The organism is Streptomyces sp. NBC_01317 (assembly GCF_035961655.1).
GTDB lineage: Bacteria > Actinomycetota > Actinomycetes > Streptomycetales > Streptomycetaceae > Streptomyces.
This window is the reverse complement of sequence record NZ_CP108393.1, coordinates 5,645,087-5,656,989: the sequence shown is the minus strand read 5'-3', so window position 1 is coordinate 5,656,989 and position 11,903 is coordinate 5,645,087. Positions and strand designations below refer to the sequence as shown.

General features: G+C 69.9%; 9 protein-coding genes. All 9 read right to left on the bottom strand.

The window, feature by feature from the left end; all coding sequences use genetic code 11:
• Positions 1–79 precede the first annotated feature (79 nt).
• Positions 80–1,219 (bottom strand): hypothetical protein, encoded by a 1,140-nt coding sequence (locus tag OG349_RS24580; protein ID WP_327236659.1) that lies wholly within the window; start codon positions 1,217–1,219, stop codon positions 80–82.
• Between the two features lie 26 nt (positions 1,220–1,245).
• Positions 1,246–1,779 carry a GNAT family N-acetyltransferase gene (locus OG349_RS24575; RefSeq protein ID WP_327236658.1) on the bottom strand — a complete coding sequence of 178 codons (534 nt, stop codon included), beginning with the start codon at positions 1,777–1,779 and terminating at the stop codon, positions 1,246–1,248.
• A 300-nt stretch (positions 1,780–2,079) separates the two neighbouring features.
• Positions 2,080–4,005 (bottom strand): TIGR03960 family B12-binding radical SAM protein, encoded by a 1,926-nt coding sequence (locus OG349_RS24570; protein ID WP_327236657.1) that lies wholly within the window; start codon positions 4,003–4,005, stop codon positions 2,080–2,082.
• A 55-nt stretch (positions 4,006–4,060) separates the two neighbouring features.
• Complete coding sequence (locus OG349_RS24565) at positions 4,061–5,605, bottom strand: CYTH and CHAD domain-containing protein (RefSeq protein ID WP_327236656.1); 1,545 nt, start codon at positions 5,603–5,605, stop codon at positions 4,061–4,063.
• A gap of 66 nt (positions 5,606–5,671) precedes the next feature.
• On the bottom strand, positions 5,672–6,871 hold the full coding sequence (gene rodA / locus OG349_RS24560; protein WP_327236655.1) for a rod shape-determining protein RodA: 1,200 nt from the start codon (positions 6,869–6,871) through the stop codon (positions 5,672–5,674).
• A 3-nt stretch (positions 6,872–6,874) separates the two neighbouring features.
• The gene (mrdA, locus tag OG349_RS24555; protein WP_327236654.1) at positions 6,875–9,046 is read right to left on the bottom strand and encodes a penicillin-binding protein 2; all 2,172 of its coding nucleotides are present in this window, start codon (positions 9,044–9,046) and stop codon (positions 6,875–6,877) included.
• Positions 9,043–9,717 (bottom strand): rod shape-determining protein MreD, encoded by a 675-nt coding sequence (gene mreD, locus OG349_RS24550; RefSeq protein ID WP_327236653.1) that lies wholly within the window; start codon positions 9,715–9,717, stop codon positions 9,043–9,045. The genes mrdA and mreD overlap by 4 nt, the downstream gene beginning before the upstream one ends.
• An 11-nt stretch (positions 9,718–9,728) precedes the next feature.
• The gene (mreC, locus tag OG349_RS24545; RefSeq protein WP_327236652.1) at positions 9,729–10,682 is read right to left on the bottom strand and encodes a rod shape-determining protein MreC; all 954 of its coding nucleotides are present in this window, start codon (positions 10,680–10,682) and stop codon (positions 9,729–9,731) included.
• 173 nt (positions 10,683–10,855) lie between these two features.
• Positions 10,856–11,875 (bottom strand): rod shape-determining protein, encoded by a 1,020-nt coding sequence (locus OG349_RS24540; RefSeq protein WP_041996374.1) that lies wholly within the window; start codon positions 11,873–11,875, stop codon positions 10,856–10,858.
• Positions 11,876–11,903: the final 28 nt, after the last annotated feature.

Here is an 11,903-nt window from a genome sequence, read left to right as displayed (position 1 = left end):
GTGGTTCTTCTCCTCGGTGCGGGGCGGTACGCGCTCGCGTGCCGCCCTCGGGCGTCCGGGTGACCCCGGGTCCCCCGGCTCACCCCTGCTTGCGCAAGGAGATCTCAGGTGCGGGCACCGCGCCGGGGACAGTCGTTGTACTACCCAGAGTACGCGCCCGGTGCTCGATAGGTTCCCGGGGCTCGGTCATCCGTGACGTGCCCCGTGTCGTACCGACCAGTGCGCGCCAGGCGTCACGCCGTGTCTGCCGGAAGGTCTCCCGGGCGCTCTCGAGTGTTTCGCGAGCGACGCGGCGGATTTCGCGGGAGGCACGCGCGGCCGGGGCCAGCACATTGTCCCGCAGCCAGTGGCCCACCGGGGTGCACACGTTCCTGTAAGTCCAACGTCCCGGACGCCCCACCGCATTCCAGAGCAGCCAGGCGAGCGCCCTGCCGACGGCGCGCGAGAGGTACCCGGCGATCCGCCAGGCGACGGAGAACGCGGCGGCGATCTCCCGTCCTGCGGGGACGAGGATCCGCCGGACCACCCACCCGCCGGGCGCGACGACGAGGACGAGAGCGAGCCACACGACGGCGGCCCACAGGGCGCGGACACAGTAGAAGAGCCCGTGGCCGAGCCGGCCGAGGAGCCACACGACGCCGGCGCCGAGCGGGACCAGGGCAGAGCGCCAGACCCACACCGAGGGCACGACCACCCCGTACCGCACCAAGGGCACGACGACATACCGCCACGCCCCCACCACCGGCCACACCAGAGCCTTGCCCAGGGGCGTGAGCACGCTCCGACAAGCGGCCACCAGCAACCGGTCCAGCGCCCGCCCGAGCGGACGGAGCACAGCACGCCACACCCACACCACGGGCACCACGAACACCGCGGTGGCCACCCACCACAACGCCGTACCGACAGGTACGACCAAAGTCCTGTACGACCACACCAGCGGGAGGACCACCAGCACGCGCCCCAGCACACCGAGCGCCCGCCCCAGCCACTCCAGCCCCCACAGCAGCCCGCGCCCCAACGGCCGCAGCACCGTACGGTCCACCGCCCTGGCGCCGGCGGCCAGCAGGTCCCACACCACCCGTACGGGCAGGACGAGCAGCAGGACGACGATCCGCACCGGAATCCGGACGGCCACCGTCAGACAGCCCTCACCGCCATCGTAGGACGAGGGCACACCCCGCCCGCCGTGTTCCCCCGCCTTCTCCATGCCCCTGCCCATGTCGACCCCCTGCCCAACAGGACGCGTCAGGGGCCGGTTCGGATCCAGAATCGGAGTTTTCCCCCGCGCTGATCCTCCAGCACCCCGCCCACGGCCTCGATCACCTTCCGCGAGGCGGTGTTGGTGGTGTCGCAGGTGACCAGCACGGAACCGATCCCGATCCGCCGCGCCACGGGAAGCGCCTCGGTGAGCATGGCGGTCGCGTACCCCCGCCGGCGGGCGGTGGGCCGTACGGCGTACCCGATGTGCCCACCCAGCTCGCGCAGGAACGGATTGAGCCGGTGCCGGATCGCCAGCCGCCCGAGAAACGTGTCGCCCTCGACGTACCAGAGGGTGGTGTTGGGCACCCACCCCTCGATCCGAGGCGTCTCCTCCAACGGCTCGGCGTTGAGCTTCTCCACATACCCGGCGAACACCTCGGGCCGATGCCAACTGGCCGCGTACTGCTCCATCTCATGAGCGAGCAACGACCGCTCACCGGCCCCCTCCTCGACGAACTCCTCCATCGCGCCGAGAAACGAGGCATGAACACGGACGTCGGGAGCGATGAGCTGCGGCATCCGCCCAGTCTCCCACCGGGCGCGCGGGCGGGGCCGAAAGCGCCGGCCCGATGCTCGCGAGAGTCACGCACGCCTCGCCGTCCGGGTGGGTGTTGCCGCCGCACGCTTTCGCTCTGGCCGATTTCCTGTTCACGCAAAAGCTCGTCCCGGGTGCCCTCGACCAGGGCCCGCATATCGTCACCGGAAACGGCGGTTTCGCTGAAACCTTCAAACTTGGACACATACAGAGCGATGTCCCTGGGGTCCGTCATCACTGTTTCCGCATGGAGTCGGTCGTGTCAGCTTCACGGACTGTCTCCTCTACTTGACCACCGTGAGCGGCAGCAGTTTCTTGCCCGTCGGGCCGATCTGGATGTCCAGGTCCAGTTGGGGGCACACGCCGCAGTCGAAGCACGGGGTCCAGCGGCAGTCCTCGACCTCCGTCTCGTCCAGGGCGTCCTGCCAGTCCTCCCAGAGCCAGTCCTTGTCGAGGCCGGAGTCCAGGTGGTCCCAGGGGAGGACTTCCTCGTACGTGCGCTCCCTCGTGGTGTACCAGGCCACGTCCACGCCGAAGGCGGGGAGGGTCTTCTCGGCGGAGGTCATCCAGCGGTCGTAGCTGAAGTGTTCGCGCCAGCCGTCGAAGCGGCCGCCGGCCTCGTAGACCGCGCGGATCACCGCGCCGACGCGGCGGTCGCCACGGGAGAGGAGGCCCTCCACGATGCCGGGCTTGCCGTCGTGGTAGCGGAAGCCGATCGAGCGGCCGTACTTCTTGTCGCCCTGGATCTTGTCCTTGAGCTTCTTGAGGCGGGCGTCGGTCTCCTCGGCGCTGAGCTGCGGGGCCCACTGGAAGGGGGTGTGCGGCTTGGGGACGAACCCGCCGATCGACACCGTGCAGCGGATGTCGCCCTGGCCGGAGACGCGGCGGCCCTCGGCGATGACCTTGACCGCCATGTCACCGATCTGGAGGACGTCCTCGTCCGTCTCGGTGGGCAGGCCGCACATGAAGTAGAGCTTCACCTGGCGCCAGCCGTTGCCGTACGCGGTGGAGACCGTACGGATCAGGTCCTCCTCCGAGACCATCTTGTTGATGACCTTGCGCAGCCGCTCCGAGCCGCCCTCGGGCGCGAAGGTGAGGCCCGACCTGCGGCCGTTCCTGGTCAGCTCGTTGGCCAGGTCGACGTTGAACGCGTCGACACGGGTGGAGGGCAGGGACAGGCCGATCTTGTCCTCCTCGTACCGGTCCGCGAGGCCCTTCGCGATGTCGCCGATCTCGCTGTGGTCGGCGGAGGAGAGCGAGAGCAGGCCGACCTCCTCGAAGCCGGTCGCCTTGAGGCCCTTCTCGACCATCTCGCCGATGCCGGTGATGCTGCGCTCGCGCACCGGGCGCGTGATCATGCCGGCCTGGCAGAAGCGGCAGCCGCGCGTGCAGCCGCGGAAGATCTCCACGGACATCCGCTCGTGGACGGTCTCGGCGAGCGGCACCAGTGGCTGCTTCGGGTACGGCCACTCGTCCAGGTCCATGACGGTGTGCTTGGACACCCGCCACGGGACACCGGACCGGTTCGGTACGACACGGCCGATGCGCCCGTCCGGGAGGTACTCGACGTCGTAGAAGCCGGGGACGTACACCCCGCCGGTCTTCGCGAGCCGCAGGAGGAGTTCCTCGCGCCCGCCGGGGCGGTCCTCCGCCTTCCAGGCGCGGACGATGTCGGTGATCTCCAGCACGGCCTGCTCGCCGTCGCCGATGACCGCGCAGTCGATGAACTCCGCGATGGGCTCGGGGTTGAAGGCCGCGTGCCCGCCCGCGACGACGATCGGATGGTCGACCGTACGATTCTTGGCCTCCAGCGGGATGCCCGCGAGGTCCAGGGCGGTGAGCATGTTCGTGTAGCCCAGCTCGGTGGAGAAGCTCAGCCCGAACACGTCGAAAGCGGAGACGGGGCGGTGCGAGTCCACCGTGAACTGCGGGACCCCGTGCTCGCGCATCAGCTCTTCGAGGTCCGGCCACACGCTGTACGTACGCTCCGCCAGCACGCCCTCGCGCTCGTTGAGCACCTCGTACAGGATCATGACGCCCTGGTTGGGCAGCCCGACCTCGTACGCGTCCGGGTACATGAGCGCCCAGTGGACGTCACACGAATCCCACGGCTTGACCGTGGAGTTGAGCTCGCCACCGACGTATTGGATCGGCTTCTGCACATGCGGGAGCAGGGCTTCGAGCTGCGGGAAGACCGATTCGGCACGCATCAGGAAAAGTTCTTTCGTGGGCCGGCTGGATTGACCCACCAGACTACCCCGGTGCTCAGCCGGCCAGCGCCGCCCGCCATTTCCGGTCCGAGGACTCCGCCCACACCTCGGGCAGCTCACGCTCCCTGTCCTCCGCGTGTGCCTCCTCCTGGCCGTACAGGAGTCCCCAGGTGAACGCCGTCTCGCCCGCCGCGTGGGCCTTGACCGCGAGGGCGCGCAGGGCGTCCCGGGCCACCACGCTGTCCTGGTGGTCGCCGAGCACGGTCTGCACCGCCTTCATCCGGTCGGCGAACCGCTTGGCGGGCCTGCCCAGCACGGGCTTCGCCGCCTCGCCCGCGTACCGCGCGCGCTTCGCCGCCTTCCTGGCCTCGTGCAGCGCCACGTCCCGCTCCTCGCCGGGGCGCAGGGCCAGCGCGTGCTCGATGCGCCCGGCCAGCCGGCCGTAGTCCTTGAGGATCGCCTTGGGCAGCGCCTTGTCGGGCGGGCCGTCAGCGCCCTTGCGCAGGGGCGGGTCGGCGAGCAGCGCGTCGACCGACTTCAGCAGGGCGAGGTAGCGCTCGCCGTCGAGGACCGCGACGGTCGCGCTGCGCGAGTCGGTGCTCCCCGCCGCGTTCCAGATCTGCACCCGGGCGCGTACGGGTCCGAGGACCAGCGTCCCGGGCAGCGCGTCGAGCCGGGCGGTGATGCGCGCGGCGAGGACCTCGTGGTCGCGGTCCGCGCCCAGCTCCCCCGCCAGCCATTTCAGCTCGTCGGCGATCGGGTCGGTGACGGACCGGTCGAGGATTTTGCGGTACGTACGGAACACGGAGCGCATCCGGCGGGTGGCGACGCGCATCTGGTGCACGGCGTCCGGCAGGTCACGCCGTACGGCCGGGTCCTGGGCGGTGATCGCTTCGGCCTGCGCCCTGATGTACGCGAGGACGTGGTCCCCCGCGGTGAGCGGCTCGGGCCGCCCGGCGGAGCCGTCCGCGGCGCCCTCCGGGGCGGTCTCCGCGAGGGCCCTGCTGAGCTTGGAGGGGGCGGCGGCGGGCCGCAGGCCGGCCTTGCGGAGCTTCTTCTCGACGGCGTCGAGGATCGCGGGGTCGGCGCCGTCGGCCAGCTCCACCTCGACCTCGGCCCAAGCGGTGACCCGGCCGGGCATGCCGGTCAGGCGCTCGGCGCGGACGGTGTCGACGCTGACCTCGGCGAGCAGCTCGCCGTCCGCGCCGGACAGGTGGGTGATCTCGCGGGAGGAGCGCAGCTGGACGACGGGGATCAGGGCGGAACCCCGGAGCCGGGAGCGCAGCAGCGCGGCCAGCTCGTCGGGGACGGTGTCCGCGAGCGGGGCCTGGATCTCGTCGCGGATGCCCGTGGACACGGGGAACTTGAGGTGCCAGCCCGCGTCGGCCCCGCCCGTCCTGCGGCGCAGGGTGAGCTTGTCCGCCGCGAGGCGCAGGTCCGCGGTGTCGTAGTAGACCGCGTCGAGCTCCACGACGCCCCGGTCGAAGAGGGACGAGACCCCTGGGACCCGGGTCAGGTCCGGCAGGGCGGGCCGGGCGTCGTCACCGGCACGCACAGGGAGTTCGTACTTGCGTTCGATCTCTCGCTTGGTGTCCGCCATATAGGGAACCTATCCGCCAAAAATGTCCTCAATCGCCGGACGGGCTTAAAAAGCCCGTCCGGCCGCCTACGCGCTCAGAGGTCTCTGCACCCGGATCGACTGCAACAGCCCCACCGCGATCCACACCGCGAACATCGACGTGCCTCCGTAGGACACGAAGGGCAGCGGGAGCCCCGCCACCGGCATGATGCCGAGCGTCATCCCGATGTTCTCGAACGACTGGAACGCGAACCACGCGATGATCCCGGCCGCCACGACCGTCCCGTACAGCTCGGTCGTCTCGCGGGCGATCCGGCACGCGCGCCACAGCACCACCCCCAGCAGCAGGAGGATCAGCCCCGCCCCCACGAAGCCCAGCTCCTCGCCGGCGACGGTGAAGACGAAGTCCGTCTGCTGCTCGGGCACGAACTGCCCGGTGGTCTGCGACCCCTTGAAGAGCCCCGTCCCGGTCAGGCCGCCCGAGCCGATGGCGATGCGCGCCTGGTTGGTGTTGTAGCCGACGCCCGCCGGGTCCAGCTCCGGGTTGGCGAAGGCCGCGAAGCGGTTGATCTGGTACTCGTCGAGCACCCCGAGCGCGGCGATCGCGACCGCGCCGATCACCCCCGCCCCCACCAGGCCGAAGATCCAGCGGTTGGAGGCGCCGGAGGCGAGCAGGACGCCGAGCACGATGACGGCCATGACCATGACCGACCCGAGGTCCGGCATCAGCATGACGATCGCCATCGGCAGGACGGCCAGGCCCAGCGCCTTGGCGACCGTGCGGTGGTCGGGATGCAGCTGGTCCCCGGCGTCGACCCGGGCCGCGAGCATCATCGCCATGCCCAGGATGATCGTGATCTTCACGAACTCCGACGGCTGGAGCGAGAAGCCGCCGCCGATGACGATCCACGCGTGGGCGCCGTTGATGGTCGCGCCGAGCGGGGTGAGGACCAGTATCACCAGCAGGACCGACAGGCCGTAGAGCACCGGGACCGCGCCCCGCAGGGTGCGGTGGCCCAGCCAGATCGTGGCGATCATGAGGGCGAACCCTATGCCGGCGTTCAGCAGGTGCCTGAAGAGGAAGTAGTACGGGTCGCCGTGGTTGAGCGCCGTACGGTTCCTGGTCGCCGACCAGACCAGCAGCGAGCCCAGCAGGGACAGGGCGATCGCCGAGAACATCAGCGGCCAGTCGAGCCGCCGCGCCATCGAGTCGCGGGCCGCGAGCCGCGCCCACGTGCTCCGTTCCGGACCGTATCCGGAGACCGAGAAGCCACTTGTACCGGCCATGGCTCAGTCCCTCCGGACGTGCGGGGCGGCGCCGCCGGCGACCACCTGGGTGTCGGCCGGAGGCTTCTCCGGCATGTACGGCCTGACCTTCGGGGCGTCGATCGCGCCGTCGGGGCCGATCTTCGGCAGGGCGGTGGCGGGCTGGGGCATGAGCGCCTTCTTCAGGTTCTGCTTGCCCTTCAGGTCCAGCCCGTACATCGCCTCGTAGATCTTGCGGACGGCAGGTCCGGAGGCGCCGGATCCCGTACCACCCTGGGAGATCGTCATCACGATCGTGTAGTCCTTGGTGTACGAGGCGAACCACGAGGTCGTCTGCTTGCCGTAGACCTCGGCGGTACCGGTCTTGGCGTGCATCGGGATCTGTTTCTGCGGCCAGCCGCCGAAGCGCCAGGCGGCCGAACCACGCGTCGCCACACCGGCCAGCGCCTCGTCGATCTCGTCGCGCGTCTTCCGGTCGAACGGCAGCCTGCCGTGCGCCTTGGGCGCGATCTCCTCGACCCGCTTGCCGTCGGCGCTGATGATCGCCTTGCCGACGGTGGGGTTGAAGAGCGTGCCTCCGTTGGAGATGGCCGAGTAGATGGTCGCCATCTGGATCGGGGTGACGAGCGTGTCGCCCTGGCCGATCGAGTAGTTCACCGAGTCACCCGCGCGCATCCGGTCGCCTTCGAGGCAGCCTTCGTACGCGATCTGCTCGACGTACGTGCCGCCCTTCTTGCCCTGCTTGCACCAAGAGGCCTTGTTGGCCTTCCAGAAGTTCTTCTTCCACTGCCGGTCGGGCACCCGCCCGGTGACCTCGTTGGGGAGGTCGATGCCGGTCTCCTTGCCCAGACCGAACTGGTGGGCCGTCTTGTAGAACCAGTCGCCGGGGTTCTTCTTCGGCTTCATCCCCCCGTCCTTCTGCCACTCCTTGTGCGCGATCCCGTAGTAGACGGTGTCGCAGGAGACCTCCAGGGCCTTGCCGATGGTGATGCTGCCGTAGCCCTGGGACTCGAAGTTCTTGAAGACCTGACCGCCGACGGAGTACGAACTGGGGCAGGGGTAGCTGCCGTTGAAGTCGTACCCGGCGTTGACGGCGGCCGTCGAGGAGATGACCTTGAAGATGGACCCGGGGGCCGCCTGGCCCTGGATCGCCCGGTTCAGGAGCGGGAAGTTGGACTTCTTGCCGGTCAGCTTCGCGTAGTCCTTCGCCGAGATCCCACCGACCCACGCGTTGGGGTCGTACGTCGGCTGCGAGGCCATCGCCACCACCCGGCCGGTCCTCGCCTCCATCACCACCACGGCACCGGAGTCCGCCTTGTAGTTCACGCCGGTGTTGCGGTCGATCTCCTTGCGGGCGGTCTTCATCGCGTTGTGGAGTTCGTACTCTGCGACTGCCTGTACGCGCGCGTCCACGGAGGTGACCACGTTCGCGCCGGGCCGTGCCTCGTCGCTCATGGCCCGGCCGATGACACGGCCCAGGTTGTCGACCTCGTAGCGGGTCACGCCCGCCTTGCCGCGCAACTCCCGGTCGTACGTGCGCTCCAGGCCCGAGCGGCCCACCTGGTCCGAGCGCAGGTACGGCGAGAGGGTGTCCTGCGCCTTGGTGATCTCCTCGTCGGTGACGGGCGAGAGATAGCCGAGCACCTGCGAGGTGTTGGCGAGACCCGGCGCGGCGTAGCGGCGGACGGCCGTGGGCTCCGCGGTGATGCCGGGGAAGTCCTCCGTGCGCTCGCGGATCTGGAGGGCCTGCTGGGTGGTGGCCTCGTCGGTCACCGGGATCGGCTGGTAGGGCGAACCGTTCCAACACGGCTGCGGCGTCTTCGCGTCGCACAGCCTGACCTTGTCGGTCACGTCCTTGGGCCTGACCCCGAGGACGTCCGCGAGCCGGGCCAGGACGGCCTTGCCGTCGTCCCGCATCTTCATCAGTTCGGTACGGCTGGCCGAGACGACCAGCCGGGTCTCGTTGTCGGCGAGCGGCACCCCGCGCGTGTCCAGGATCGAACCGCGCACGGCAGGCTCGACGACCTGCTGGACGTGGTTGTTCTTCGCCTCGTCCGTGTACTCCTGGCCGTTGCGCACCTGGAGGTACCAGAGCCGGCCGCCGAGCGTGAGCAGCAGCGAGAAGACCAGGACCTGGATGACGATCAGCCGGATCTTGACCCGGGGGGTCCGGCCCGTCTCCGGGATGTTGCTCACAGGCGTTTCACCCCCTTGATCCGGCCCGCGCGGGCGGCGCGGCCGCGCGCTGCCTTGACCCGCAGCCCGCCGCGCTGGCTCCCGATCTTGAGGCCCGTACCGGTGGTGAGCCAGCCGGCCGCGACGTCACCGCCGCCGCCCCCGGCGCTCTGCGCCTCGGAGAGCGGATCGTTGTCGGCGCGTCTGGCCAGCCACATGATGAGCGGGACCGTGAAGGGCGCGAGCAGCAGGTCGTAGACGGCCGCGGTGAACAGCAGGCTGCCGAGGCCCACATGGCGGGCCGCGTTGTCGCCGACAAGGGCGCCGACACCCGCGTACAGCAGGGTCGAGCCGACGGCCGCGCCGACGACGACGGCCATCGGGCCGAGCGCCGATCTGATCTGGCCGTTCTCGGGACGGGCCAGGCCCGCCAGGTAGCCGATGACGCACAGCACCAGCGCGTAGCGTCCCGCGGCGTGGTCGGCGGGCGGGGCCAGGTCCGCGAGCAGCCCCGCGAAGAAGCCGATGAGGGCGCCGCCGACATGCCCGTACACGAACGCCAGGGCGAGCACGACGAGGAGCATCAGGTCGGGGACGGCGCCGGGAAGCTGGAGCCGGGCGAGGACGGTCACCTGGATGACCAGGGCTACCACGACCAGCGTGGCCGAGAGCAGCATCCGGTTGAAGCGCATGGGGATCAGCTCTACCTCTGCTCGTCGACAATCTGCCCCGCGTCGGCGCCTGCGGTCGGCGACGGGGTGACCGTGACGGTGACGGTGGGGGTGGGGGTGGGCTTCGGCTTGGCCGGCAGGACGGTGTCCCGCGGGTCCTCCCGGGGCGCCTGGACGACGACCCCGACGATGTCGAGCTTGGTGAAGCCGACGAACGGGCGTACGTACACGGTCCGGGTGAGGTCACCGCCGGCCGGGTCCACGCGCACGACCGTGCCGACCGGGACGCCGGGCACGAAGGGCTTGTCCTTGGCCGAACCGAAGGTCACCAGCCGGTCGCCCGTCCTGACCTTGGCCTTGCCGTTGAGCAGCTGGACGGCGAGCGGGCGGTCGCCCTGCCCGGTGGCGAAGCCCAGTTCGTCGGACTTCTCCATCCGGGTGCCGACGGTGAAATCCGGGTCGTTGGCGAGCAGGACGGTCGCGGTGCCGGGTCCCACGGTGGTGACGCGGCCGACCAGTCCGTCCCCGTTGAGTACGGTCATGTCCCGCCGGATGCCGTCGTCGGCACCGGCGTCGATGGTCACCGTCCAGGAGAAGCCCTGGGCCGCTCCTATGGCGATGACCTCGGCGCCCTTGATGCCGTACTGCCCGGTGCCCGCCTTCTTGAGCATGTTGTCCAGCTCGCGCACCCGGCTGCGGTTGCGGTCGTCGCTGCCGAGCTTCTGCTTGAGCGCGGTGTTCTCCTGCTGGAGCGCCGCGATGCGGTCGTGGCGCTCGCCGGAGTCCCGTACGGCTCCGATGGCGTTGCCGACCGGGTCGACCGCGGAGGCGACACCGTTCTCGACGGGACCGAAGACGGAGGCGGCTGCCTGCCGCGCGCCGTCGACCGGGGATTCCTCACCCCCGCGGATGTCCACCGTGATCAGTGCGAACGCGATGGCGATCAGCAGCACCAGGAGCAGCCGGCTCTCCTTTGTGTCCCTCACGTGCGGCGGCCGTGCCTTCCTCGTAGGAATGGTTGTGCTTGTGTGTCGACGATCAGCTGGGTCGGGGTTCCGCTTGGTCAACGAGCCGCCGTACGGGGAGAAGCGGGCTCCCGCCGCGGGAACCCCCGGACCCACGAGGGGCCGGGGGGACGCGCGTGTCCGGCGCGGTGTGTTCAGCGGCGCGGCTGGGCGTCCAGGACCTGCTGGAGCGCCTCGAACTCCTCGACGCACTTGCCGGATCCGAGGGCGACGGAGTCCAGCGGGTTCTCGGCGATGTGGATGGGCATGCCGGTCTCCCGGCGCAGCCGCTCGTCGAGGCCGCGCAGGAGGGCGCCGCCACCGGTGAGCACGATCCCGCGGTCCATCACGTCGCCCGACAGCTCCGGCGGGCACTTGTCGAGCGTCGTCTTCACGGCGTCGACGATCGCGTTGACCGGTTCCTCGATGGCCTTGCGCACCTCGGCCGCGGAGATGACCACGGTCTTCGGGAGCCCGGAGACGAGGTCGCGGCCGCGGATCTCGGTGTGCTCGTCCTTGTCGAGGTCGTACGCGGAACCGATGGTGATCTTGATGCTCTCGGCGGTCCGCTCACCGAGGAGGAGGGAGTACTCCTTCTTGATGTGCTGGATGATCGCGTTGTCCAGCTCGTCCCCGGCGACCCGGATGGACTGCGCTGTGACGATCCCGCCGAGCGAGATGACGGCGACCTCTGTGGTGCCACCGCCGATGTCGACGACCATGTTGCCCGTGGCCTCATGGACAGGGAGTCCGGAGCCGATGGCCGCGGCCATGGGCTCTTCGATGATGTGGACCTGGCGTGCGCCCGCCTGGGTGGATGCCTCGATGACCGCACGGCGCTCGACGCCCGTGATGCCCGAGGGCACACAGACGACCACACGCGGGCGGGCCAGATAGCGGCGCTTGTGGATCTTCAGGATGAAGTACCGCAGCATGCGCTCGGTGATCTCGAAGTCGGCGATGACACCGTCCTTCAGCGGCCGGACGGCAACGATGTTGCCCGGCGTCCGGCCGATCATCTTCTTCGCTTCGGCGCCGACCGCGAGAATGCCGCCCGTGTTGGTGTTGATGGCGACGACGGACGGCTCGTTGAGGACGATCCCCCGGCCTCTGACGTACACCAGCGTGTTGGCGGTCCCGAGGTCGACAGCCATGTCACGGCCGATGAACGACATGTTGTTCCCCATGAGGATGCGTCTGGCC

Coding starts and splice junctions, on each gene's coding strand:
- OG349_RS24570 (WP_327236657.1), bottom strand. CDS start 4,005: ATGCGTGCCGAATCGGTCTTCCCGCAGCTCGAAGCCCTGCTCCCGCAT.
- OG349_RS24575 (WP_327236658.1), bottom strand. CDS start 1,779: ATGCCGCAGCTCATCGCTCCCGACGTCCGTGTTCATGCCTCGTTTCTC.
- OG349_RS24540 (WP_041996374.1), bottom strand. CDS start 11,875: ATGTCGTTCATCGGCCGTGACATGGCTGTCGACCTCGGGACCGCCAAC.
- mreD (WP_327236653.1), bottom strand. CDS start 9,717: ATGCGCTTCAACCGGATGCTGCTCTCGGCCACGCTGGTCGTGGTAGCC.
- rodA (WP_327236655.1), bottom strand. CDS start 6,871: ATGGCCGGTACAAGTGGCTTCTCGGTCTCCGGATACGGTCCGGAACGG.
- OG349_RS24580 (WP_327236659.1), bottom strand. CDS start 1,219: ATGGGCAGGGGCATGGAGAAGGCGGGGGAACACGGCGGGCGGGGTGTG.
- OG349_RS24565 (WP_327236656.1), bottom strand. CDS start 5,605: ATGGCGGACACCAAGCGAGAGATCGAACGCAAGTACGAACTCCCTGTG.